At 43.5% G+C, this 25,800-nt stretch carries 22 protein-coding genes and 1 pseudogene; 4 read left to right on the forward strand and 19 right to left on the reverse strand.

Features of this window, described 5'->3' with window-relative positions; translation table 11 throughout:
- Nucleotides 1-539: pseudogene (gene ystJ / locus CRO17_RS16650) on the reverse strand (NADP-dependent malic enzyme); the annotation flags it as partial.
- A 98-nt stretch (nt 540-637) separates the two neighbouring features.
- The gene (gene dnaE, locus CRO17_RS16655; RefSeq protein WP_097043587.1) at nt 638-3,910 is read right to left on the reverse strand and encodes a DNA polymerase III subunit alpha; all 3,273 of its coding nucleotides are present in this window, start codon (nt 3,908-3,910) and stop codon (nt 638-640) included.
- Nucleotides 3,911-4,037: 127 nt separating this feature from the next.
- Here dnaE and ytrH point away from each other — a divergent pair, with 127 nt between their 5' ends.
- Nucleotides 4,038-4,370, forward strand: coding sequence for a sporulation membrane protein YtrH (ytrH, locus tag CRO17_RS16660; RefSeq protein ID WP_077308069.1), 333 nt, complete (start codon nt 4,038-4,040; stop codon nt 4,368-4,370).
- Nucleotides 4,370-4,873, forward strand: coding sequence for a sporulation membrane protein YtrI (gene ytrI, locus CRO17_RS16665; protein WP_097043588.1), 504 nt, complete (start codon nt 4,370-4,372; stop codon nt 4,871-4,873). The genes ytrH and ytrI overlap by 1 nt, the downstream gene beginning before the upstream one ends.
- On the opposite strand, the gene CRO17_RS16670 is transcribed toward ytrI, so the two are convergent.
- From CRO17_RS16670 to CRO17_RS16680, 3 genes are all read right to left on the reverse strand, one after another.
- Nucleotides 4,870-5,811, reverse strand: a complete 942-nt coding sequence (locus tag CRO17_RS16670; protein ID WP_218839532.1) for a DHH family phosphoesterase — start codon at nt 5,809-5,811, stop codon at nt 4,870-4,872. The genes ytrI and CRO17_RS16670 overlap by 4 nt on opposite strands.
- 25 nt (nt 5,812-5,836) lie before the next feature.
- Nucleotides 5,837-7,153, reverse strand: a complete 1,317-nt coding sequence (locus tag CRO17_RS16675) for a DRTGG domain-containing protein (protein WP_097043590.1) — start codon at nt 7,151-7,153, stop codon at nt 5,837-5,839.
- A 181-nt stretch (nt 7,154-7,334) separates the two neighbouring features.
- On the reverse strand, nt 7,335-8,015 hold the full coding sequence (locus CRO17_RS16680; RefSeq protein ID WP_097043591.1) for a metal-dependent hydrolase: 681 nt from the start codon (nt 8,013-8,015) through the stop codon (nt 7,335-7,337).
- A gap of 104 nt (nt 8,016-8,119) precedes the next feature.
- On the opposite strand from CRO17_RS16680, the gene CRO17_RS16685 reads away from it, so the two are divergent.
- Nucleotides 8,120-9,217, forward strand: a complete 1,098-nt coding sequence (locus CRO17_RS16685) for a M24 family metallopeptidase (protein ID WP_097043592.1) — start codon at nt 8,120-8,122, stop codon at nt 9,215-9,217.
- Between the two features lie 39 nt (nt 9,218-9,256).
- On the opposite strand, the gene ald is transcribed toward CRO17_RS16685, so the two are convergent.
- The 13 genes from ald to refZ form a co-directional block, all read right to left on the reverse strand.
- Entirely contained in the window at nt 9,257-10,375 is a 1,119-nt protein-coding gene (gene ald / locus CRO17_RS16690; RefSeq protein ID WP_097043593.1) for an alanine dehydrogenase, read from the reverse strand.
- 122 nt (nt 10,376-10,497) lie between these two features.
- A complete protein-coding gene (locus CRO17_RS16695; RefSeq protein WP_097043636.1) occupies nt 10,498-11,697 on the reverse strand; it encodes an acetate kinase in 1,200 nt (399 codons plus the stop codon).
- A 105-nt stretch (nt 11,698-11,802) separates the two neighbouring features.
- Nucleotides 11,803-12,798 carry a class I SAM-dependent methyltransferase gene (locus CRO17_RS16700; RefSeq protein ID WP_097043594.1) on the reverse strand — a complete coding sequence of 332 codons (996 nt, stop codon included), beginning with the start codon at nt 12,796-12,798 and terminating at the stop codon, nt 11,803-11,805.
- A gap of 118 nt (nt 12,799-12,916) precedes the next feature.
- Nucleotides 12,917-14,281 carry a 2-hydroxycarboxylate transporter family protein gene (locus CRO17_RS16705; RefSeq protein ID WP_097043595.1) on the reverse strand — a complete coding sequence of 455 codons (1,365 nt, stop codon included), beginning with the start codon at nt 14,279-14,281 and terminating at the stop codon, nt 12,917-12,919.
- A gap of 335 nt (nt 14,282-14,616) precedes the next feature.
- Nucleotides 14,617-15,324: a response regulator gene (locus tag CRO17_RS16710; protein ID WP_097043596.1), complete on the reverse strand. Its 708-nt coding sequence runs from the start codon at nt 15,322-15,324 to the stop codon at nt 14,617-14,619.
- Nucleotides 15,317-16,915: a DcuS/MalK family sensor histidine kinase gene (gene dcuS, locus CRO17_RS16715; RefSeq protein WP_097043597.1), complete on the reverse strand. Its 1,599-nt coding sequence runs from the start codon at nt 16,913-16,915 to the stop codon at nt 15,317-15,319. Before dcuS ends, CRO17_RS16710 begins: the two co-directional genes overlap by 8 nt.
- A 108-nt stretch (nt 16,916-17,023) precedes the next feature.
- Nucleotides 17,024-17,464 carry a GerW family sporulation protein gene (gene ytfJ / locus CRO17_RS16720; RefSeq protein WP_097043598.1) on the reverse strand — a complete coding sequence of 147 codons (441 nt, stop codon included), beginning with the start codon at nt 17,462-17,464 and terminating at the stop codon, nt 17,024-17,026.
- Between the two features lie 10 nt (nt 17,465-17,474).
- The gene (locus CRO17_RS16725; RefSeq protein ID WP_179637161.1) at nt 17,475-18,011 is read right to left on the reverse strand and encodes a DUF2953 domain-containing protein; all 537 of its coding nucleotides are present in this window, start codon (nt 18,009-18,011) and stop codon (nt 17,475-17,477) included.
- Between the two features lie 97 nt (nt 18,012-18,108).
- Entirely contained in the window at nt 18,109-18,303 is a 195-nt protein-coding gene (locus CRO17_RS16730; RefSeq protein ID WP_097043600.1) for an alpha/beta-type small acid-soluble spore protein, read from the reverse strand.
- Between the two features lie 75 nt (nt 18,304-18,378).
- Nucleotides 18,379-19,581, reverse strand: a complete 1,203-nt coding sequence (gene thiI / locus CRO17_RS16735; RefSeq protein WP_097043601.1) for a tRNA uracil 4-sulfurtransferase ThiI — start codon at nt 19,579-19,581, stop codon at nt 18,379-18,381.
- 4 nt (nt 19,582-19,585) lie between these two features.
- Nucleotides 19,586-20,725, reverse strand: coding sequence for a cysteine desulfurase family protein (locus CRO17_RS16740; RefSeq protein ID WP_097043602.1), 1,140 nt, complete (start codon nt 20,723-20,725; stop codon nt 19,586-19,588).
- 83 nt (nt 20,726-20,808) lie between these two features.
- On the reverse strand, nt 20,809-22,500 hold the full coding sequence (gene ezrA, locus CRO17_RS16745) for a septation ring formation regulator EzrA (RefSeq protein ID WP_097043603.1): 1,692 nt from the start codon (nt 22,498-22,500) through the stop codon (nt 20,809-20,811).
- A 153-nt stretch (nt 22,501-22,653) separates the two neighbouring features.
- A complete protein-coding gene (gene refZ, locus CRO17_RS16750; protein ID WP_097043637.1) occupies nt 22,654-23,289 on the reverse strand; it encodes a forespore capture DNA-binding protein RefZ in 636 nt (211 codons plus the stop codon).
- Between the two features lie 121 nt (nt 23,290-23,410).
- Here refZ and CRO17_RS16755 point away from each other — a divergent pair, with 121 nt between their 5' ends.
- Nucleotides 23,411-23,896, forward strand: a complete 486-nt coding sequence (locus CRO17_RS16755) for a GAF domain-containing protein (protein WP_097043604.1) — start codon at nt 23,411-23,413, stop codon at nt 23,894-23,896.
- A gap of 37 nt (nt 23,897-23,933) precedes the next feature.
- Here CRO17_RS16755 and CRO17_RS16760 read toward each other — a convergent pair whose 3' ends face one another.
- Complete coding sequence (locus tag CRO17_RS16760) at nt 23,934-25,760, reverse strand: sensor domain-containing diguanylate cyclase (protein WP_097043605.1); 1,827 nt, start codon at nt 25,758-25,760, stop codon at nt 23,934-23,936.
- Between the last annotated feature and the right edge of the window lie 40 nt (nt 25,761-25,800).

Raw genomic sequence — 25,800 nt, forward strand, 5'->3', positions numbered from 1 at the left:
CCGACTAGTTTCAATGCGTTCAACAGACCAGCAACCGTTACGATAGCCGTCCCGTGCTGATCATCGTGGAATACAGGGATATCTGTTTCTGCTTTTAGGCGTTCTTCAATTTCGAAGCAGCGCGGTGCAGAGATATCTTCCAAGTTTACACCGCCGAACGTTGGCGCCATCAATTTCACTGTACGAACGATTTCGTCTACGTCATTTGTGTCCAGCACGATTGGGAAACTGTCCACACCTGCGAAGCTCTGGAATAGAACTGATTTCCCTTCCATAACTGGCAGGGAAGCTTCCGGACCGATGTTTCCAAGGCCAAGCACAGCAGAACCATCGCTGACAACGGCAACCATATTGCCTTTCATTGTATATTCATAAACATCTTCTTTATTTTGATGAATTTCTTTACAAGGCTCTGCTACTCCGGGAGAGTAGGCAAGACTCAAATCTGTCGCGTTACGGACAGGGATCTTCGACTTCATTGTCAGTTTCCCTTTGTTTTCGCGATGTATTTTCAGTGCGTCTTCTCTTAGATTGGACATATTTTTTCATCCTTTGTGTAGTTTATAACATGATGGTCTGTGCAGACGTTTATCATTATAGGGACAACAACGCGCAGTGTAAAGGCAGGAGATCTGCTTTAGCTGGATACTGCCACGTTCTCCTTGCCGAACTGTTTCCTTAGCTCTGCCAAGCATGCTGCACTTAATTCCAGATAGTACGTCTCTGCCAGCTGGTAGCTCTTGCGTGTTTCTTTTTGCACAACAATGACAGGTACATTGCCAGGGTATGTTTTCGCATATTTCCGAAGCGCTTCGAGCACTTGGTCTTCTTCATCATAACGTATAAATAATCGCTGCTTACTTTGCTGAAGCTGGTCCTCACGGAAAGGTCGTCCTTCTTGCAGAATAAGCTGCTTTTCTCCATTCCTTTCTTCCAGCTTGCCAACTAAATCCAGCAATGCTTCTTCTTCTAAGAATCGGCCAATTTGCCGATGCAAATCGGGAAAAACAACCGCTTCAATTTCTCCCGTCTCATCACCTAACGTTAAAAATGCCATTGGCTGACCTTTTTTCGTGCGGATGACACGCTGCTGAAGTAAAACAGCGGTTAGTCGCACCTGCTTCTTCGGCGGCAGATCTTCGAGCTGTTGTACCGTAATATAGCCGCTGCTACGCAGGGTACCTCGATAGCTTGCGAGCGGATGACTGGAAATATACAATCCGAGCACTTCTTTTTCGTACTTTAAAATTGCCATTGGTGAAAATGGCTCTTGCTCATCGTACGACGCTTCAAATTCTACTTCTCCAAGCAAGGAAGGCTGTTCGTACAGCTCCTTGAATAATTCAGCTTGTTCCATTGCTTTGTCAATGGTAGCTAGCAAAGATGCTCGATTGCTGTATATAGAATCAAGGGCACCTGCCAGAATAAGCTGCTCTAAAGCGGCTTTGCTAATGGTGACACGGATACAGAAGTCGAACAGATTTTTAAATGTTCCTTCTTTCCGTGCCGAGATAATTTCACGGACAACCTGAGCTCCGATTCCCTTAATTGTCAGCATCCCCATCCGAATGTTCGAATGCTCGACGGTATACTTACCAAAACTCTTATTGATGGAGGGAGGTAAAATATCAATCCCGCTTCCGCTTGCTTCCCGCATATATTGCCGAATTTTATCTGGCTGGTTAGCAACACCGCTCATTAATTCAGCAAAGAAGCTGGCCGGATAATGCGCTTTTAAATAAGCAAGCTGATACGCGAGATAGCTGTATGCAACCGCATGACTGCGGTTAAAACCGTAATTGGCGAATTTAACGATCCAGGAAAATACTTCCTTCGCAGTATCGGCTGTGTAACCATTTTCTATACAGCCTGACAGAAAGCGTGATTCCTCTCTTTCAAGCACCTTGGCATCCTTCTTACTGACAGCTCGGCGCAGCATATCCGCTTCTCCCATCTTATAGCCAGCCATCGAAGCAGCAATTTGCATAATTTGCTCTTGATAAACTAGTACACCGTACGTTTTTTCCAGGATTGGAGCGAGATTTTCGTGTGGATAGCTGATTTTCTCTTCTCCATGCTTCCGCTTAACGAAGACAGGAATGTAACTCATCGGACCTGGACGATACAACGCGTTTACGGCGACAATATCCTCAAACGCAGTAGGCTTCAGCTGACGGAGCACTTGCTTCATACCGCTCGACTCAAACTGGAACACACCATTGGTTCGGCCATCGCGGAATAATTGAAACGTCGCTTCATCATCAAGCGGGATACGGTCTAGATCGAGTGAAGGAGCTTGTCTGGACACACTGGACAGAACTTGATCCATTAATGTAAGGTTGCGCAGCCCTAGGAAATCCATTTTTAGAATCCCCAGCTGTTCCAGTTCTTTCATGGCAAATTGTGTTAGCGCTACCTCATCATGTCCTTCGGTAAGCGGAACTGTGTTGACGAGCGGATCAGCACTAATTACCACACCCGCAGCATGCGTTGACGCATGACGCGGCAGCCCTTCCAACTTAACTCCAATTCGAAATAGGCGTTTCAGCTGCTCTGACTCTTTCACATAAGCGGTCAGCTCCTGAGAAGCTCGCAGCCCTTTCGATAAGGAAGGCGCATTGCTTGGAATTGCTTTTAACAGGAAAGCAGCATCGGCTTGCGGGATTTCCAACGTTTTAATTAATTCACGCAGCAACGAACGAGCGGCAAATGTGCCGAATGTAATAATTTGCGCTACTCGGTCTGCTCCATATTTGCTTTGAACGTAACGAATGACCTCATCTCGCCGATAGTCAGAGAAATCAATATCAATATCGGGCATTGTTATTCTTTCCGGGTTAAGAAAACGCTCAAATAATAATCCGTAAGTTAGCGGATCAACTGCTGTAATGCCAAGCACATAAGCGACGAGGGACCCTGCTGCCGAACCCCGTCCAGGACCGACTCGGATGCCTTGTTCCTTCGCATAGCGTACAAAATCCCAAACAATTAGGAAATAATCACTAAAGCCCATCTCTCTAATGACGTCCAGCTCATAAGCAAGCCTGTCTTGTGCATCTTGACGATTGTGATAAATCTCCGTCAGCCGCTGCTCACATATACTTCTTAAATACACATCAGCCGTCTTTCCTTCTGGTACAGGATAAGCCGGTAAGCGTCGTTTGCCTATTTCCAGCTGCACGGTACAGCGCTCTGCGATGGCTCCAGCTTGGATTAATGCTTGCTGCCACGTTTCACTTTGAGAAAGCTGCATCATTTCGGAATGGGTTCGTAAGTGGTACAGCGATGGGGAATTATACGGCGCTGGCTGCCATGTTGCCCCTTCTTGCATCGCAAGTAAGCATTCGTACGCATCGACATCCTCTTCCTGTAAATAGCGAACATCTCCGGTTGCTGTAAAACGCACGTTCGTTTGCTGCTGCCAGTTGATGAGTGTCTGATCGTCCAGAAAGCGTACTTCATCAGGACTAATAGCAGCATATAGCCGCTCCCCATAAATCGCTCGCCAAGGCATGATGTCCATTTGAATCAGCGTATGAGAAGGGACGATTGCAATGACTCCTTGTGCATACTTGTCTAATTCAGACAGTTTCAGCCGATCTGCGTTGCCGGACTGCAGGTAGGTGCTTACTTCAACAAGTCTCTGATAACCGATGTCATTTTCCGCCAATAAAAGGACTTTCATAACTTGTTCTTCTGCTTCGACAGGGACATGCACCCCGATAATTGGTTTTATGCCAGCATCCAGACAAGCAAGGTAAAATGGCACCGCGCCATGCATTACCCCATCATCTGCCAATGCCAACGCTTCAAAACCGGCTTCTTTTGCTTTACTTATTAACTGTGGAATTTTAATTGTACTTTGATAAAAACTGTAGCTGCTTCTGATTTGCAGATGTGTGAAATCCATACAACATTACCGCCCTTTTTTACACTAGCTCTATTATATACGAATTCCTTAAGACTTTGAAATGACTAACATAACTTGTCCATTACAGCCATAGGGTAGAAAAAGTACTAAAAAAAGGAGTTTCAGCATGGAAGAACGCGTTATCATTTCAATGATGCATTGTTATTTCATTGCATTGGGAGTTATGATCGGAGGCTGTTTCGTCGGCAGTATCGGAGCGTTTGCGACTGGCGAACCGCCATTGACAGCGATTAAACGTATTTCGAATGGAATAAGAATTTGGGCAATTATTGCTGCTATTGGCGGTACTTTTGATGCGATTAGCAACTTCGAAAAAGGGATTTATCAAGGCGCAACATTTGATGTTATTAAACAGATTCTTATCATTGTGGCAGCGATGGGCGGGGTGAAAACAGCATTGCTGATAATTGGCTGGTTCGTTCAGGAGGATATTTCCTAATGCGGATTCCCCCACTTTATAAGCAAGCTGGCTGGCAGCGCTTTTTAGTCGGTTTCTTCCTCGGCGGTATTATCTCTTACTTTGTTTATCTCTTCATGTATGGCACTTTGTATGAAGAATGGGTCAAAGAAAAGGCCGAAATGGAAGGAACAATTCACGACCTGGAACGAGACATCGAAGTATTAAAAAATAATAATGAAGAAATAAATGAGCTTAAACAAGAGGGTATGGTTATTGATGAGATTACCGTACAGCTCGAAACAGATGAAAGTCTGGAACTGGATAAGCTGATTGAACATGAATTAAAAGAAGCTATTAAAGAAGAAGCTCGGCACATGGTTGGCAGAAGTGTTAATGGCGCTGTCCAAAGCACACCCTTATTGCTCGGGGCAATTGAAAATAAAGAATACGAACTGGAAGGGTTTCGGTATAAGGTCGCTGTCAAGCAGCTGATCATATCGGAGATCCTCTACTTGACAGTGACAGTGGAGACCGCAATTTAAGCCCACTCAAACGCGCGGCATATTTCTTGCAAGTCCCGCTCCAGCCTGGCTGCCTCATTCCAGCTGTATACCGTCGCCCCAGACGCAAATGCATGGCCGCCGCCATTATATTTTCCAGCCAAGCCATTAATAACAGGGCCTTTTGAGCGAATACGCACTCTGATTTGTTCTTCTTCTTCCACGAAAAAGACCCATGCCTTGACGCCTTCCATATTGGCCATTGTTCCAACAAGCTGACTTGTTTCCAAAGACGTTACTCGGTAGGAAGCTAAAATATCTTTGGTAATTCGGATAGATGACACGCCTGTTTCGTGCACAGTGAAATGCTGGAGTATATAGCCTTGCAGCCTGGCAACATCTTGCCTGCTGGCATACAAGTTTTCATATAAGTAGGTACGGTCAAATGCATACTCGACAAGCTCCCCGGCATAGCGGAATGTCTTTTCACTCGTTGACGGGAAAAGAAAACGTCCGGTGTCACCGACAATGCCAGCATATAACAGCATGGCACCACGTGTTGATAGCTGCAGGTCTGAATCAGATGCAAACAACTCATAAATCATCTCGCTAGTTGAGCTCGCTGTCGGAACCACCCATTGTATATCGCCATATTCGTCGACTACTGGGTGATGGTCAATTTTAATGATTTCTGTTGCTAACTTATATCGCTGATCGGATATTCGCGGCTGGTTTGCTGCGTCACAAACAATGACAAGCGCATCCTCGAATTCACGATCCTCGATTGTATCCATTTTCGCAAGGAATGTTAGGGAAGGATCTTCATCACCTACGACCCACACCTGCTTTTCAGGATAGGAAGCCTTAATAATCTCGTAAAGCCCTACTTGAGATCCGTATGCATCTGGGTCCGGTCGGACGTGCCGATGTATGATAATTGTGTTATATGCTTTTATTTTTTCTAAGATTTGTTTATGCATCCTAACCTCCTCCATAACAGTACTGTTAGCGATCCAGCAGCTGCGCCATAAGCAGTGCCTTTGCTACAAGTGTTTTCTTGTTACTATACACTTCTACGTCCATTTTTGCCAGCTTGCGCCCGACCTCTAAAATGCGCGGTTTAATTAAAATCGTACTCTCGAGCTGAACAGGGCGTAAGAAATAAACAGACACATTATCAACTACCATGTCGCCTTTTTTCATCTTTCGAACAAAACGGCGGCTGGCCTCCGTGACGAATGTAGTTAAAACACCTGTCGAAAGACTTCCAAGCTGGTTTGTCATTTGCGGTGTTACTTTCCCGCTGAATACAATGTCCGGCGCTTCATCTTCGAGCAGCTCAATTTCCCTTGTAATTATATCTTCAATTGTTTCTCCGATTTGCGGCTGCAGCTGAATTTGCTGAAGTGCTTTTAGTACATCCTGTCTGGAGATGAGCCCTTGCAATTTATGCTGCTGATCTACGACAGGAATAATCTCAATTCCTTCCCATACCATCATATGGGCAGCGTAAGCCAGCGTTGTATGCGGCTGCACCGTAAGCGGGTTTTTGGTCATAGCTTTCGCCACAGAAAGCTGTTTATCTTTATTGATAATATCTTTGGAAGTAACCATCCCTGTTACCTTTTCCGTTTCATTCGTAACGGGGTATCTAGTATGTGTTGTGTCAGCGTTGTATGTATACCATTTTTCCAGCGTATCTGATTCCTGCAAATAATATGTATGGTCCAAAGGTGTATAAATGTCTTCCACGACGATGATTTCTTTTTTTATCATCTGGTCGTAAATTGCCCGGTTAATCATTTCAGCGACTGTGAATGAATCGTAGCTGGTAGAAATGACAGGCAGTTCTTTTTCGTCAGCCAGCCGTTTAATGCGGTCATCTGTATCAAATCCACCTGTAATTAGGACGGCTGCCCCTGCCTTAATCGCCAATTCATGTGCCTCAATGCGGTTTCCGACAATTAGCAAGGCATCCTTTTGGGTATACCGCATCATGGCATCAAGCTCCATTGCCCCAATGACAAATTTATTTAATGTCTTATGCAGGCCATCTCTTCCGCCAAGCACTTGCCCATCTACAATTCCAATAATTTCAGCGAACGAAAGCCGGTCAAAGTTATCTTTCATCTTTTTCTCAATGCGCACAGTCCCGACACGCTCAATAGTACTGACAAGTCCTTTGTTTTCCGCTTCCTTAATGGCACGGTATGCTGTTCCTTCACTTACATTCAATTCTTTCGCAATCGCTCGAACGGATATTTTTCCGCCAACTGGAAGGTTTTCAATATATTTAATTATTTGATCGTGTTTTGTTGACATTCCTTCACCATGCTCTCATCTGTACTAGTCATTATTTATCTATTGTTATTGTACAGTTTTTACGAGAAGGTTTCAATTTCAGAAGAAAATTAGCTGCTTCTAGCTGTCATTCCTTTTTATTAAGCAGCTTTTTACTATAACAGATAAAAAACAGCACCTTATCGAAAAGGTGCTGTTTTCTTTAGAATGTAATGGATTGACCAGGCTCTAAATGGACACCTTTACCAGGTTTTACTTCTTCTGCAAATGCTGCACCGTCCTGCTCAATCAGCGGGAAAGTATTGTAATGAATTGGAATAACTTGTTTTGCCTTGACCCACTCGGCAGCAAGTAACGCATCTTCCGGCCCCATGGTAAAGTTATCTCCAATTGGCAAGAAAGCAACGTCTATATTGTTTGTATCTCCAATAAGCTTCATATCGGAAAACAGTCCTGTATCTCCGGCATGATAGATTGTCTTTCCTTCTGCCGTAAATAAAATCCCTGTCGGCATTCCCATGTAATGCGTATGGCCATCTTCGTCAGTAAAAGCACTGCTGTGAAATGCTTGAGTCAGTTTTACCCGTCCAAACTCAAAGTTGTGCGCTCCGCCGATTCCCATCGGGTGTGTATGCAACCCTTTGCCTTCCAAGTAAACAGCCAGTTCATTTGGTGCTACTACAAGTGCACCTGTGCGTTTCGCTATGGAAACTGTATCTCCAACATGATCATTGTGACCGTGCGTCAGAAGAATAACATCCGGCTGGACTTCCTCTGCATTCAAATCACATGTGCCATTTCCGGTGATGAATGGGTCGATTAAAATGGTATGTTTCTCGGTCACAATCTGTACGACAGCTTGTCCATGGAATGAAAGTTTCAAGTTTCCAACCCCTTTTTCTTTTTATCGCATCTAGTTTACCACAGTCGCCATAGGAAGAAACGTGATACTATTTTTGTTATAATGAGAAAAAAGGAGGCTAACTTATGCAACACAGAATTGATACACTTTTACGCCAACTGAAGGATAACCAGACAGACAGCGTGTTCATCACCTCCATGGAAAACGTATATTATGTGAGCAATTATTATACGGATCCGCACGAGCGACTTGTAGCAGTATTTGCCGATCAAAAAGATGCACCGCTGCTCATTTTGCCGGCAATGGAGAAAGAAGATGCCTTAAAGGCTGGCTGGAAAGAAGAAATGCTTACATACCATGATCATGAAAATGTGTGGCAGTTGTTTAAAGATTATTTAAAGGAACGCGGGCGCGTACCAGCATCCATGGGTGTTGAAAAAGATCATATGTCTGTTATTCGCTTGGAAATGCTGCAGCAAATCTTGCCAGAGGTTTCCTTTGGTAATGCGACGGAATTCCTGCAGTACCAGCGTATTATCAAAGACAAGAAAGAATATACGTTACTCAAACAAGCAGCTGTTCTAGCTGATTATGGGGTGAAGAAAGGAATTGAAGCGATTGCTGCCGGCAAAACTGAACTGCAAATTACTGCCGAGCTGGAATATGCTCTGAAGCAAGAAGGCGTTACCAGCATGTCATTTGCAACAACTGTGCTATCCGGGGCAAAAACCGCTTCTCCTCACGGCACACCTGACGGAAAGCAGATTGCACCTGGTGATCTGGTTCTGTTTGATCTGGGTGTTGTATTTGAAGGGTATTGCTCTGATATTACTCGTACTGTCGGCTACAAGCATGTAACAGCAGATCAGCAGCACATTCACGATACAGTGCGAGTTGCACTCGAAAAAGCAACTGCAGCATCACAAGCCGGAACTGCTATCGCAGAGATTGATAAAGCTGCCAGAAGCCATATTGAACAAGCAGGATACGGCCAATATTTCACACACCGTGTCGGTCACGGTTTAGGAATCGGCGTTCATGAGTTCCCATCACTTTCGAGCAATAACACGCAAGCTATGCAGGAAGGCATGTGCTATACAATTGAGCCCGGCATTTATATGCCTGGCGTTGGCGGCGTCCGAATCGAAGATGATATTTTCTTGACGAAAAATGGACCGGATGTACTTACTGCTTATCCGCGCGATTTGCAAATTATCGGTTAACTGAGAAAGAGCATCTGCAATTATGCAGATGCTCTTGTTTTATGATAAAAGTAATGCACTAGAAGGCTTATAGGCAAGATCATGCGCTTCCGCAACTGCTTGATACGTTACAAATCCATCTAACGTATTAATGCCTTTTGCCAAAGCAGGGTTCTCTAAACAAGCTTTCTTGTACCCTTTATTCGCCAGCTGAAGCGCATAAGGTACCGTTACATTTGTCAATCCAATTGTAGAAGTACGCGGTACAGCTCCTGGCATGTTGGCAACAGCATAATGCAGCACGTCATGTTTGATATACGTTGGATTATCATGGGTTGTGATTTTGTCGGTAGTAGCAAAAATCCCCCCCTGGTCAATGGCAACATCAACAATTACCGAACCAGCTTTCATGCTTGCGATCATTTCCTCAGTAACAAGCTTTGGTGCTTTGGCGCCTGGTATGAGAACTGCACCGATCACCAGATCAGATTCTTGTACAGCCTCCGCGATATTTAATGGATTGGAAACGAGTGTGTTGATGGAACTGCCGAACAAATCATCCAGCTCGCGCAAACGCTGCGGACTCAAATCAACGATGGTGACATCCGCTCCAAGTCCGACGGCAATCTTTGCTGCATTTGTACCGACAACACCTCCGCCGATAATGGTAACTTTCCCGCGTTTCACTCCCGGAATACCAGACATTAAAATGCCGCTTCCTCCGTAAGGCTTCTCCAAAAATTGCGCTCCGACTTGTGATGCCATTCTGCCTGCCACTTCACTCATAGGTGTCAGCAACGGCAGAGAGCGATCCTCCAGCTGCACGGTTTCGTATGCTATTCCAACTACCTTTTTATTGATTAACGCATTAGTTAAAGGACCTTCAGCTGCAAGGTGCAGATAGGTGAAAAGAATGAGACCTTCATAAAAATAACCGTACTCCTCAGGAAGTGGTTCTTTCACTTTCATCACCATTTCCTTCATCCATACTTCCTTTGCTGACGGAAGTATCACGGCACCTGCTTGTTCATACTGTTCATCCGTAAAACCCGAGCCGAGACCTGCACCGGTTTCAACGAATACGGCATGCCCTGCATCGTGCAAGAGCGTAACACCAGATGGAGCCATCGCTACACGGTTTTCACTATTTTTAATTTCCTTCGGTACCCCAATCTTCATGCTGCTTCCCCCCATTATATATGTAAAAGGAACTCGCTTTCATTTTCAGTATACCATTTCTTATCGTCATGAAAATAAAAAAAAGCCGGTCCCATTAAATCCGGGACCAGCTCTTTGCTAAATTATTTTGCTACAGTTTCAGAAAGGCGAACTGTATCTCTGGCAATCATTACTTCTTCGTTTGTAGGAATGATAATAACTTTTACCGGAGAATGCGGGTATGTTAGGAATTGTTCTTTACCGCGAACGTTATTCAATGCAGGATCATAATAAACGCCCATGAATTCAAGACCTTTAAGTACGCGTTCGCGTACTTCAGAGCTGTTTTCACCAACGCCAGCTGTGAAGATAATTGCATCTACACCGCTCATACGCGCAGCATAAGAACCGATATATTTGTGAATTCTTTCAGCAAACACATCAAGCGCTAGCTCTGCACGCTCATCGCCTGCTTCAGATTTACTTTCAATGTCTCGCAAGTCACTGGAGAAACCAGATAGTGCAAGCATTCCGCTTTCCTTGTTCAATACATGCAGTACTTCGTCGGCAGTTTTGCCAGTTTTACGCATGATGAATGGAATCAAGGCAGGGTCAATGTTACCAGAACGAGTACCCATTGTTACACCTGCAAGCGGCGTGAAGCCCATAGATGTATCAACAGATTTACCGCCTTCAATTGCTGCGATACTTGCACCGTTACCAAGGTGAGCAGAGATCAAACGAAGATCCTCTACTGGACGGTCAAGCAATTCAGCTGCGCGCTGTGACACGTATTTATGACTTGTACCATGGAAACCGTATTTACGGATGCCATATTTTTCATAATAGTCATAAGGAAGGCTGTAAAGATAAGATTCAGGCGGCATTGTCTGATGGAACGCTGTATCGAAGACAGCAACCGCTGGGATGTTTGGCAGGATCTCTTTAAATGCACGGATACCTGTCAAGTTTGCCGGGTTATGCAAAGGTGCCAGCTCGGAAACTTCTGCAATCTCGTTCATTACTTGCTCTGTAATTAGTACAGAATCACTGAACTTCTCTCCGCCGTGAACAACACGGTGGCCTACGCCGTCAATCTCATCAAGCGATTTAATGACGCCTGTAGAAGTAAGCTTCTCAAGAAGCATTTTTACAGCTTCTTCATGATTTTCAATATCTTTAGTTGTTTCATCTTTTTCACCATTGAATTTGATAGTGAAGATGGAATCTTTCAGTCCGATACGTTCTACTAGACCCACTGCCTTTACTTCTTCCTCAGGCATGCGGATTAGCTGGAATTTTAATGAAGAACTACCAGCATTAATTGCTAAAATATTACTCAACATGTTCAGCCCCTTGTAAACTTTTACGTACTTCCCTATTTTACCTGTGTCGACAAGCTTATTGCAAGATGTGTCGAGAACTTGTTTGGGATTTCATTAATTTTTTTAGTTTTTTAAACCAGTTAACTCGTTATCGAACCAATCATTGATCTGCTTCAGGACATTGGACATGGCATTCGGATTCTTAAACGAAGGCAGCTGCACGAGCAGCGCTTGCTTAGGCGCTGTTGTTAGCGTCCCCTTTTTCTGGAGAATCAAAACGCTTTTGGCCTGAGATTCGCTCTTAAACATACTATCAGGAAACTGCAGCAATCCCACAATATGTGCCTGCTGCTGCAGGAATGCGTGCAAGGAACGTGCCTGGTCACTTTCAAATAAGAAGTTCGGTACAACAAAGAGCAGGTAGCCGCCTTCTTTCGTGTAATGCAGGCTCTGTTCGATGAATAAATGGTGGGAATAAGAATGCCCTTCTTCTGCCTTCAAATCATATTGAGCTGCCTGAACATCATCCGGATAATAACCGACTGGTAAATCACTTACAACTAGATCAACTGGTTCCAGCAAAAATGGGCGTAAGCTGTCTTGGTGGAAAAATTCAATTTGTCTTTCCTGCATATTCGCACTCATCACAGCAAGCTGAATTAATGTAGGATCCACATCACTTCCGTATGCTTGTACGTCTTTTTCAACTTGGTTGAGCACTGCTGTAAGCAGATTACCAGTTCCAACTGCCGGATCAAACAAGCGGAAATTATCGTTTTTTCCAACGAGTTTATTCGTCAAATACCCGATCAGCATGGCAACAGTGTCCGGTGTCAGCATGTGCTGCTGCTGCGTTGCTCCTTTCATGCCTTTCAAGATTGCGAGCTGAATTCCTTTTCGAACCTCTTCTTTCTTATATCCCTGTTTATCGAAGATGGCAGCATGTTTATCCAGCTGCTGCTTGACGATCGGTTTCTCTGTAAGCTCTGTTTCGCGATCTATTATATATTCCATTGCTGCACCTAGTGCATCAAGATAAGCTATGTTTTCGTGTGATTCCAGTGACTCAGCCATCTGGTCAAGTGCCTGATACACTTTTTCGACATTTTGTTGTTCCACGTTCAAGTTCCTCCATTCCTCTACATCTGTATTATTGTATCAAATGCTGCACGCAGAAGCGAGAACAGGCATTTATGCATGCAAAAAGCCCAGCCGAAGCTGAGCTTTTCGATCTTTATTAAGAGAAGAAATGCATCAATGCTGTTGCACCGATAACAGTTGCAGCACCACCAAGACGAGTGGAGATCTGTGCGAACGGCATCAAAGCCATACGACCAGATGCAGATAGGATCGCAACGTCACCTGTTCCGCCAAGTCCACTGTGACAAGCTGTTACGATACAAGCCTCAACTGGGTACATCTTCATCAATTTACCTACAAAGTAACCTGTTGTAGCCATTGCGATAACAACAGACATACATGTTACAGCAAAGCCGATTGTGAATACGCTCGCTACATCCTCAAGTGGAATGAAGACAATTCCCAAACCGACCATTAGCGGCCATGTGAAGGCAGTTGATACAAATTTGTATAGCTGCTGCGCACCAGTTTGCAGTTTTTCAGGAAGTAAATTACCGGATTTAATAATTGTAGCAGCAATGATCATGATGATTGCACCAGATAAAGTAAATCCAGCGAATACATGAATCCAATGTTCAACTACTCGTCCAAGAACGAATAAACTCATTGCAACAAGGAGACCTGCTCCCATCAAGCTAAAATCAATTGATTTATTTGTGTTGTGTTTTGCAGCTTCTAATACTTTATCGCCTTTTTCAGAGCGAACAAGTTTGTCATGTCCAGCAAGTTCCGGACGTTTTTCACCAAGCTTTTTCATCAAACCAGCGATAATAATCGCACAAACGTTACCGATGATTGCAGCAGGGATAAGCTGAGAAACATATTCTCCAGCGCCTCCGCCAAGAATACCTGCATAACCTGCAGATAATGGAAGAATACCTTCACCGATACCACCAGCAATGATTGGTACAACGATATAGAAGAAAGCGTGATGAGCGCTATAGCCAAACAGCATACCAACTAGAGTACCAACTGTTACTGCCGCAATCGTTCCTGTTACCAATGGGATGAACATGCGGATGAAGCCTTGAATAAGGACTGTCCGGTTCATTCCAAGAATACTACCTACAACAAGACATGCGATGTAGAAGTAAAGGAAGTTTGAGCCGCTTGAAGTCATTAGCTGATCGACAGCTTCCAATGTTGTTGAGCTTAATGTGTTGTAAAACACAAGTACAGACGGAACGAACAACGATAGAATCGCTGGTCCTCCGATGCTGTTGAAATACGGAATTCTCTGCCCAACATCCCCTAGCAGCACTCCGATTACCATGATGACAGCAAAGCCGCCGATCATGTCAGTAGGTAATTGATTTGTGTATGCAGCAATAAGTACAATAATAGCTAAAACTAGATACACAGGAAGCGGTATAACACCGACTTTCCAATCCATGACTTTATTATAGCCTTTTGGCTTGTCGTCATGAGAATGGTTATCGCCTGTATGCGATTTCATTTCCATTGTATTGCCCCCTCTAAGTAGATACGACTATTCTAATTTAACCAATTTTATCTGTGTTATTATTTAACTAAACTAAATGTAATGTAACTTTTGTAATTAGAAAAAGCGGGCTGGTTAGCATATTAGATTATTTGCTAATTAAGTAATTATTATCGAAAAATCATTGATATGTCGGGATAAATCAACGATATATTTATATTATATATATTTGTTTTTTAATAACCTTATTTCTGGAAGCCCTTTCAGTAAAATTATAAAATATTAAGGATAGATGCAGAATTTGTGCTTTAACGGGGAAAAGTGCAAAAAAAAGAAGCCTGCTGGCAGGCCTCTCTTTAGATATATTGACTGATATGATGAGATGTATTGGCATTCACGCGATATTTAAATACTGGTCGTCCGATACTGCCATAGTGCATTTCCACTTCCAACAACTGTACATCTTCCAAGAACTTCAAATATTTCCGCACCGATACTTGGGACATTTCGGTTTCATTGGCAATGTCCTCTGTGGTGAAGAAATTGTAACGGAAAGTGAGAATGCTGTTCCATACTACCTTCAAGGTACTTCTTGTAAGTCCCTTCGGCAGCTGCATCATCTGTTCTTGTTCCGGCAGCAGCAGAAGCTGATTATCCAGTTCTTGCTGGGTCATTTCCTCTTTGTTGCTGAAAATAAGCTGGCGTTTGCGATAGCCGCTTAATGCATGCTGAAACCGATCAAATTCAAATGGTTTAATCAGATAGTCTACCGCCCCATACTGCAATGCTTCCCGAATCATAGGCTTCTCACTGGCAGCAGAAATGATAATGGCATCCACTTGAAAATCTCGTTTTCGTGTTTCCTTTAGTAGTTCAATTCCATTTTTACCTTTCATATAAACGTCCAAAAGCAGCAAGTCCACTTCGTTCTGCTGGATAAATTCCAGCGCGTCCTTGTAATTTTGAACAGCACCTACTGCCGCAAAACCGCTCATTTGTTTCACATAGCGTTTATTTAATTCACTAACCATCGGGTCATCTTCTACGATGAGTACTTTAATCATTTATTGCATCCTCCTGTATATCATACGGCAGCTGGAGACTGAATGTCGTCCCTTCACCTAATTCACTTGTCAGGACAAGGTAGCCGCCCAGCTTCTGCACATAGTCTTCTACTTGATATAGACCGAAACCACGGTCGCTCCCTTTGGTAGAAACACCTTGTTTAAAAATCGTTTCCTGCTGTACTTGACTAATACCTTTGCCTGTATCGGTCAGCTCAAGAAATAATTGGCCATCAGCGAATTTCATCGACAGCTGCACACGTTTTTCCGGCTGCTGATCAACTGCGTCTACGGCATTATTCATCAAATTCCCTAAAATGGTGATTAACATTTGGTTTGTTTTTTCTGATGTATTTGGTATTGTATCATTGCAATCTACTTCAAGCTGCACGCCATTTTCCGCCATATAGCTTTTTTTCCCTAACAGAAAACCAGCTAAGATAGGATTCTTCAAATAGTGAATCATTGCAATTGTTGCGGATCGTTCCTTTCCGGCAACATTTTTCACATAACGCTCGAGCTGGTCATAATCTTCCAGCTCTAAAAGCCCAAGTATGACATGCAGCTTGTTCATAAAGTCATGTGTCTGCGCTCGCAAGGCATCCGCATACAGCATGGTGTCTGTGAGCTTTTCATTCAAATGATTGTACTCTGTCCGGTCAACAAATGTTGCAATAGCACCTGCTGTGTTTCCTTTGAGCTGGATTGGAATTTCGTTCATTACGAGCGTGAGACCGTTATGCTCTACTTGACGGCCAATTAACGGTTTGTTCCAGTCAATAACTTGATGAAGCTTTGTGACAGGCAGCACATCATCTACTTGCCGGCCCTTCAGCTTTCCTTTAATCCCCATCTCTTCCAGCAGTCTTTTCCCTTCTTTATTGACCATTTGAATTTTACCATTTGTATCAACAGCTACCATACCATCTTTAATCGATTCAAGCATGGCAATTCGCTCACTAAGAAGCGCAGCAATTTCATCTGGCTCCATGCCGTGCATAATTTGCTTGATTTTCCGCGCAAGCAGCACAGCTCCAATAAGTCCGATTAACAGACTTAACACCGTCGCTAAATACAACGGCATACGGTTGCTGCGGATAATCTCATTCAACTCATTCATGGTTATTCCGACAGCTACAACACCGACTTGTTCTCCTTGCTCATTATAAATCGGCGAAAAGGCACGAAGACTTAACCCTAGCGTTCCTTTTCCCTTTGAAACGGATTCTTCGCCTGCCAGAGCCGATTTCTCATCTCCTCCGACGAAAGGCTTCCCTATTTTATCTGGGTCTGGATGACTTAAACGAATTCCGTCCATGTTCATTACAACAACAAAATCAGCGTTCGTGATTTGCATTGCTTGTTGTGTAAACTGCTGAAGCGTTTCTGAATCTTGTTGATCTGCCGCTTCGACTACAGACGGATCAACTGCCATCAGCTTGGCCGTTTGCAGCACTTGCTCCCGTTCTTGGGACTTAATATTCTGGCTTGTCTCAATCCCGATCATAATAAATGTCGTCGTGACAGCAAGTATGACGACGACAAAAACGAGTGCGGTCATTTGCGTCCGCAACTTTATCTTTTGTTTCAAGTATAACCTTCTCTCTTTTCGCTTTCCCGCTTCAAGCTCATTTCTCTAAATTATAGCGGAATAATGCAGGATTATAAACCAAAAAAACCACCAACAGGTGGCTTTTTCTCAATATACGGTCTCATCATCAAAACGTTGGGGCTTTTGCTGCTTCTTTTGCTTTGGATTTTGCTTCAGCATTTCTTGGATTTTCTCTACTGCTGCCGGAGCTGCCTCAATCAGCTTTTCATATAAGTGGGTCTGTTCGTCAAGATGAATCATCTTCACGCCTTTATGACCTACAATTAAGAAAGCTATTGGTGTAATGGAGACACCGCCACCGCTTCCTCCGCCAAATGGCAGTTCATTTTTATCACTTTTTCCTTGTGAATTGCTTCCCTCAAATTCACTTCCTCCGGCTGCAAAACCAAAACCAACACGAGACACAGTTAAGATAATACTTCCATCCGGCGTTTCTACCGGATCACCGACAATTGTATTAACATCGATCATTTCTTTCAGGTTTTCCATTGCGGTTTTCATTAACCCTTGAATTGGATGGTCTCCCATAGTAAGCCTCCTATCTCCTGACGTTGGATATAATAGCTTGCATAGCTTTCCCTGTACGAATAGACACTATGCATTGAAAGTTACTATCGAAGACAGCAGTATGAAATACCGGATTAACTTGGATATCGAATGGCTTGGTCACCTGTATATGCAATGAAATAAACTGCTGTATAATACCTTTAAATGTCCAGATAACGCCCGCCAAAGTGCCGGCAGATGCAGCATCCGCTGTACCAATTGTCGTATGCCAGCGCAATTGATGCAATTCAGCTGTCTTAGCTATGTGCACCAGATAAGGGAAAGCGTGCCAGAGCTTGCGCAGATCTTCTGTCATTGTATCGAGTGATTCTTTAAGTTTTTCAGCCGTTGCAGATTGATTTGGCGTTTGCTGAGAGAATCGTTTTTTATAGACAACTATTCCAACTACACTTACTTTAATACGCCAATGTTTCTCTTCGTAATAAATATGTAGCATAACTTTTGCTGATAGAGCGACGATGAGAAGAATCAATAAAATAATTGCGACAATAATAATAGCCATCCACATGTCCAGCCCTCCCCTACCTATAGGATGGGTCAGCATCATCTTTTTTACACGGAAAAAGGAGCAGCTCATGCTGCCCCTTTATGCCATTCATATGAAATTATCTGTTTAATTGCTCTTGTGCTGTACGTACAAGACGTTTTGTGATTTCTCCTCCAACAGAACCGTTGGCACGAGAAGTTTCGCTTCCGCCAAGCTGTACACCGAATTCTTGTGCAATTTCAAACTTCATTTGATCTAGAGCTTGCTGTGCTTGAGGTACTACTAGCTGATTGCTTGAGTTGTTGTTAGCCATTTGATGTCACCTCCTTGTACATGTAGCATGTGCCATCAAGAGAGGTAACATACAGATTATTTCAATGGGAAGTTCTTACAACAAATCTGCAAATGGTGCTTTTTCCTCCAGCTCAGGAACAGCCGTAATAGTTTCCGTTCCTTTCACGGCTCTCTCAATTTCTGAAGAGAAATCAATTGTACCTTCATACAAATGCACCTTCTCACGACGAGGCTTTGTTTTCGGTGAGTCTGGTACAAAAACGGTACAGCAGTCATCGTAAGGACGCGTGGATATTTCATACGTGTCTATTTGCTTCGCAATATCGATAATTTCTGACTTATCCATTGTAATGAGCGGTCGCAAAATGGGGTAGTTCGTTACTTCGTTAATAGTGTGCATGCTTTCCATCGTCTGACTGGCAACTTGACCGAGACTTTCTCCAGAGGTTAGAGACAAGATACCGTTTTGTTCCGCAATCCGCTCACTGATTTTGAGCATCATACGGCGCATAACAGTCATGCTGTAACCAAAAGGAATTTCTTGATGTACTTTCACCTGCAAATCGGTAAAAGGTACAACATGAATCTTTACTTTCGCTCCGAATTTAGAAAGTGTTTGGGCCAAATCAATTACTTTCTGCTTCGCTCGTTCGTTTGTATAAGGAGGAGAATGAAAATGAATTGCTTCGATCTCAACCCCGCGCTTCATGGCCAAATATCCTGCAACAGGGCTGTCTATCCCGCCAGAAAGCATCAACAGTGTCTTGCCTGAGCTTCCGGCTGGTAATCCGCCTGGCCCTTTTATCTTTTGTCCTGTTACATAAGTTGCTTGCTCGCGTATTTCGACCATAATATCAACACCAGGCTTACGCACGTCCACAGGATAACCTTCACTGTTTTGCAAAACATATGCGCCAATACGCTGATTCATTTCTTGCGAGTCAATCGGGAATTTCTTATTCGTCCGGCGGCAGGATATTTTGAAAGAGGTACCTGCTGGGTTGTCGAGCAGCAGCTGAAGGGCAGCTTGTTTAATCGCAAGTTCTTCATTCGCTGTCCGTATTGCCAAACTAAAGCTGTGGATACCGAAAATGTTACGGCATGCTTCCACGATAGGTTCATGATCTTCACCGTGCAAATGGATATACATACGATCGCGCGTACGCTCCACTTTCGCTTTGCGATAAGACCTGATTTGGTCTTTTACGTTATGCTCCAGCTGTCTGGTAAAATGCTTCCGGTTCTTTCCTTTTAATGCCATTTCTCCGTAACGAATTAATATATGATCATATTGCATCTGTTTATCTCATCACTTTCTTTAGTTGTGTTAGTGCTTCTTGCAGCACTACAAGGAAATATTCCACTTCTTCCATCGTGCTGTCATAAGAGAAACTAACACGAATTGCTGATTCTGCCTGTGCTTCCGGAACACCGCAAGCCAGCAATACAGCACTGGCATCACTGTTTTTAGATGAACAAGCCGACTTGGTTGAAACATAAATATCTTTCTCCCCAAGTGCGTGAACGAGTACCTCTGGCTTTATTCCAGGTACGGAAAAATTAACAATATGCGGTGCACCAGCGGGCGGAGAATGCAGGATAACACCTTCCATTTTCGCAATCCCTTCCCATAGCTTTTCCCGCAATTCGAATAAACGAGCTGGCTGATCTCGTAAATTTTCCATTGTCAGACGGAGAGCCTTTACCATCGCTGTTATACCCGGTACATTCTCGGTTCCGGAACGTAATTCCTGTTCCTGCCCTCCTCCGGATAGCTGCGGCGCAATAAATACATCTTTGTCTTTAAAAAGGATGCCGCTTCCTTTCATGCCATGAAACTTATGCGCAGAAAGTGTACAAAGATGAATATGGCTTTTCTTCAAATCCAGCTCTACTTTTCCTGCTCCTTGGACGTAATCCACGTGAAACGTGACATTCGGGAATTCCGTGAGCATCTTGCCGATTGTTTGTATCGGCTGAATTGTACCAATCTCATTATTCACGTGCATCACACTTACCAGTATTGTATTGTCTGTAATGGCAGCTCTAATTTTATCTGCCGTTACATACCCATATTTATCTACATCCACATACGTCACCTGGAAGCCTTGTTTTTCTAGTTCCGCACATGTTTCCAGAACGGAAGGATGCTCGATGGTTGTCGTAATGATGTGATTCCCAATCCTTTTCTTGCGGAATGCTGTTCCTTTTATCGCCAGATTATTTCCCTCTGTTCCTCCTGAGGTGAAAATAATCTCATTTTCTTCAACATGAAGCAGCTGTGCCGCCTGTTTGCGACATGCAGTTAACAGCTGCTCTGCTTTGCCGCCCATACGATGAAGAGAAGACGGATTAGCAAAATACGTCTGCGCCGCCTCTGTATAGCTAGACAGCGCATCATGATGCGGCCTGGTAGTCGCACTATTGTCAAAGTATATCATCGTCCATCTCTCCTCTCATTCAAAAACTGTCTTTTACTAAAATAAAGCAATCCCTCATTTGTGACAAGGGATTGCTTTATGAATCAGCTGGGAACCTTGATATGTTTTTCCAAGCGTTCCAATGCTTTCGGTTCTATATCTTGCAAGGCACGCGCAGCACGCTCCAAGGCCTGCTCATATTGATATTCCCGGAATAATTTCTCCGCTTCCAGCATTTCAGCCGCCAGCATCGGATATTGACTCCGGTAACGGTTGGAATATTGGATTACTACTTCTGCTAAATAAGCTTGTTCCAGCAGAATTTCTATTTTCTCAACAGTTGCATTGCTTACTTCTTCTGCTTGCTGAAGCGTCGTACTAACTTCCGCCATATCAAGCGGGTGTCCATCAAGTATTTCCATTGCATGAGAAGTTTTCTTCTGACTTTCCTCTACCATCTTCCAAACTTCTTGCGGAACACCAGGAATATTGCTTTTTTGCAGCTTCCGATTCACCTCGTAAAGCTTCTGACGCATATCAGCAATCTTCTCTTTGGCATCCAATTCATCTTTGCGAAGCGTCTTTATCTTCTCGCGAATAACTTCATGCTCTTCTTCAATCGCACTTAGTTCCCGGAATCCTGCTTCTAACTCTTCTTTCAGTTTCGCATGTGAAAATTGATCATCGTCGATTTCTTTCTGTAAGTTATCAAGCTGAAGCGCCAGCCTGGAAATCTTGGATTCAAGTTTTACATGGAATTCCACATCATTATCTGTAAAGAAATAAGATTCCCGCAGCAGATCAACTTCTTCTTTTGTTACAAGAAATGCCTCTGACTTCTTTTCAACCGCTTGGACATACTGATCAAACTTCGAATCTACATAGTTCTTTGCTACAGCTTCATTTTCCAGCAGCTGGTACATTTCTTTAATCCGGCTTTCTAAGGCAGGGATGACTAATTTCGTCTCCTCCGAATTGCCGGATTCCAGCTGTTGAGTTAAATGTCCAAGCCTTTCATTTTCTTTTTTCAACTCGTCTTCAAAGCCAAGATGATGGATTCGGTATCCATCTTGTTTCATTTCCCGGATTCCTCCTAAAAGGTCAGAGATTTGTGCCGGCAAATCTTGTTTCACCTGCTTATAGGCTGTAGGGAAGGCTTCAATCTCTGCCGCTAGCACTTCTGTCTTTTCCTTTACATCCATAATAAGCTGATTGGCTTCAAAGTAATTTCCAGATTCAATAAGTGCATGATAAGCAGCCAGCTGTGCAATTTGCTCTGCAATAGCTGATTCAAAGCGCACATCCGCTTTACCGAATTGATGACGATGCTGCGAAATGGTGCGTTTCAGACCTTGCAATGTCGGCTGCAGTTCCTCGGCCTGTTTCCGAGCTTCTTCTTCAGAAGCAAGCAGATGATCAAGCTCGCGGAACATCACTTCAATCTTATCTTCCACCTGGATTAGGATATCCTGTACTTGCTGCAGGTGCTGCTTTGCTTTCTTAAAACGGTAACGGTCCGCCCCTTCTTCCGCATCAAAAAGAGCCTCTTCTGTATCTGGAAGCTCTTTCGTCACGATATGATCCCAGCGTTCCTTCCACGATTCAAATTTTTCCTGTGTCTCCCCAGATAGGTTCAACGCTTTCACTTTTGCTAATTCTTCTGACACATTGCGGTTTGTAATGTCCAGTTTCCAGCTCTCGAGCCGATCCACTTCATCATAAACCCGCTTTCTCATAATCAGCCCCAGGATAATAAGGGCGATGATTACTATAATTCCTCCGATGATGTACGGCAATGTCCAGCCTCCTAACCAATACTCGGGAAAAAGGAGTAATACCCTATTAGTCGTTATCTTTTTTATACTACAATGATACCATGTAAAGGACAAATTTGGCTAAATTTTTTCAAATTTCTCAGGTGATTTCCACTTATTCCCTGGTACGTGCTTTTAATTGGCTGAGACTGCCCGCAAACGACTGGAGGAGACGGTCGCCAATGTATCGAGCCAATGGTGAATGCTTGACGTATACATCGAGCAGAAATAAGCGCGTGATTCCTCTGTGACCAACACACCTTTCATCTCTTTACTCATCGTAAATGGAGCTGCCAGCATGCCCGACAGCTGCATATAGAGGTAAACACCTTCTCGTTCCCGTATGCCATGCATCTCCAAATAATCCCTGAAAGCTTGTTTTAGCAAATGCGTCTCTTTTGCTAGATACGTGACGGCCAGCTCTCGGACAAAGATGGAATCCAGCATTAGTTCGCGCTGGATAAAAGCAGAAAATTGATTGCGAGTAAGCTTATATTGTATAATTGCTTCAATTAATCGTTTCAGATAGATACTGGCGTTATCCTGCTGAGCAGGCGTAACTTGATCCAGATATGCCAGATAGTCTTCGTAATACAACACGACAGATGCTTCCAGAAGGCCTTGCTTGCTTTTATAATAATAGTTGATTAAGGAGACATTGACCGAAGCTTTTCCCGCAATATCGCGGACGGATGTCCCATGGTAGCCTTTTGTGTAGAACAATTGACAAGCGGCGTCCATCACTTTCTGTTTCGTGTCATTTTTTTTCAATCTTTTCAGCTCCTTTCCTGTTGTATACGACAGTGTTTGGTGCATTCCTGCATCTTTCACTCGTCAAATCTCGCGCTATCTGTCGAATGATCGAAAATAATTGTATGGGGGAAATGAAAATATGTTTGAAACAGCAGCCTATAGCGGTTCCCGTGAAAAGGATTATGAATTACTAATAAAACAGCTTGACGCATTGCTAACAGGAGAAGAAGATGAAATCTCCCATTTGGCAAATGCTTCTGCCCTTCTGAATCAGTTTTTAGATAACGTAAACTGGGTTGGATTTTATCTTCATAAAGGAGAGGAATTAATTCTCGGCCCATTCCAAGGGCTTCCAGCTTGTGTGCGCATCAAAATTGGAAAAGGCGTATGCGGAACAGCAGTCGCTGAGAACAAAACACAGCTTGTAGAAGATGTAAATCAGTTCCCAGGCCATATCGCCTGTGATGCAGCCAGCCAGTCTGAAATTGTTGTTCCAATTATAGTTAACGGCAAATCTTACGGCGTACTGGATATTGACAGCCCATCTAAAGCTCGATTTGATGAAACAGATAAGGAATATCTAGAAAAATTCGTTGCTGTACTCGTCAAGCACTTACAAAACTAAAACAAAAGCAGCCTCCAACATGGGAGGCTGCTTTTGCTTATACACAATATCTGTTTTTACCTAATCGCTTCGCATCATACAGCTTATAATCAGCTTGAGAAAACAGCTCATGCACTTCCGGTCGCGCTTTCTCTGTCCACGTTGATATACCGCAAGAAACCGTAACTGCTGGACGGGTTGAGCTTGCTACACTTTCCACGATTTCTTCTGCTTTCTTAATTGTCTGTTCAAAAGTAGCATGCGGCATGTAAACAGCAAGCTCTTCTCCGCCCCATCTGGCGGCCACGTCATTAGGTCCAAGCAGATCCTTCAATAGATTCGCCACTTGAATTAAGAGATAGTCGCCGGTATTGTGGCCATATGTATCATTTACTTTCTTAAAGTCATCCACATCAATTAAGATAAAGCCTCCTTGTGCATCATCTTGGATGTGCGTGCGCATTCGATCGTCCAAATAGCTGCGCGAACAAAGATTGGTTAAATAATCTGTTATAACTAATCGTTCCAGCTTCTCCTGCAGCATCGAATTGACAATCGACAAAGAAGAGTGCTGCACAAGAGACTCAATCAACCGGAAAGATTCGAAAGTGAAGAAACTTGGGTTGCGATGCAGCACAAGCACGACGCCTTGCAGCTGTTCCGGCCCCGCCATCGGTACAACAAGCAGCGATCGATACGGAAGGTTAATTTCCGGATAACGATTTGGGAAGTTACTGACAAACATAGCTTCTTTGGATTCATTCCGGTAAAGACGTGCTATAAGATCAAGGAACGGCGCAGAAGCTGGATCAAAGAAAAATCCTGTACTGCCGTCTAGTACGGTACCAGCTTCTTGATCTCCTTTATATAGAATAAACCCAATCTCTTCCCCGCCAAATGTATCGTGAATTTGCTCATGCATTAACGTTATCGTATCGGAAAGACGTAAATTCGCATTTATTTTTTTTGACGTTTCATTGATGAGCTGCAAATCACTGATCAGTTTTTTTGAATGCTGATACAACCGCGCATTCTCCAATGCATTTCCAGCTGAATCCGCAAGCTTGGTAATAAAACTATCATCAGCTGATGTATAAGTAACAAATGCCGGCATCGAAACATGCAGTACACCGTATATCCCCTGCTTACCATGCAGCGGTACATAGCGATTGATTACTTGCCCATCAGCACTACGATCTACCTGCACCTCTCCGGTCATATAAGCTTTTGCACTAGCCTCATGTACCGAATAGTCGTATACCAGATTTTTTATAGGTAAATTTGTATCCCCATGGTAATCCTGTGCAAGCAGCAGCGCGTATGCAAACTGCGGATAACTTTGCTGCAGCGTATTAATAAGTACTGTCAAAACATCGTGCATATCAATGGAAGCATGCAAGTTCGTCGTCGCTTCATATAATTGGTTGATGTGCTGCTCATTTTCTTTTGACTCCTTCAGCTGTGTTAAATGGGAAACGAACTTGCGTATCTCTCCAGCCAGTTCTCGATTATCAAGCAGCTGGTCGGCAGCATTGCCAATGTACAAATATCCAATTGCAGCTTCTCCATGTTCTTGCAGCGGCAGCACAATGTCTAACGCATGCGGAAACTCTCTTAGTTGATTTGGTATGCAAGGAGCCGCAAATGGAAAATCGATAGACCGATAAAATCCACTTTGTGTCGGCCCAGCATAGCTAACGCGCTCTAATCGCTTCTGCCAGAAATCAAATACGTAAAGAGCTACACTTTCTGCCTGTAAAAGGTTTTTTAATCTTTCCGTTACAAGAGCAAGAATCTCCCTGTATGTATAGCTTTCTCCCGAGACAAGGAGCTGGTAGAAATATAGTTTTGCTTGTTCAAGTTTGTTATCAGTTAGCCGCTCCATAACATCTCACCTACATTTTGGTAGTTTTATTCTATTATAT

The organism is Terribacillus aidingensis (assembly GCF_900215625.1).
GTDB classification, from domain to species: Bacteria; Bacillota; Bacilli; order Bacillales; family Amphibacillaceae; genus Terribacillus; species Terribacillus aidingensis.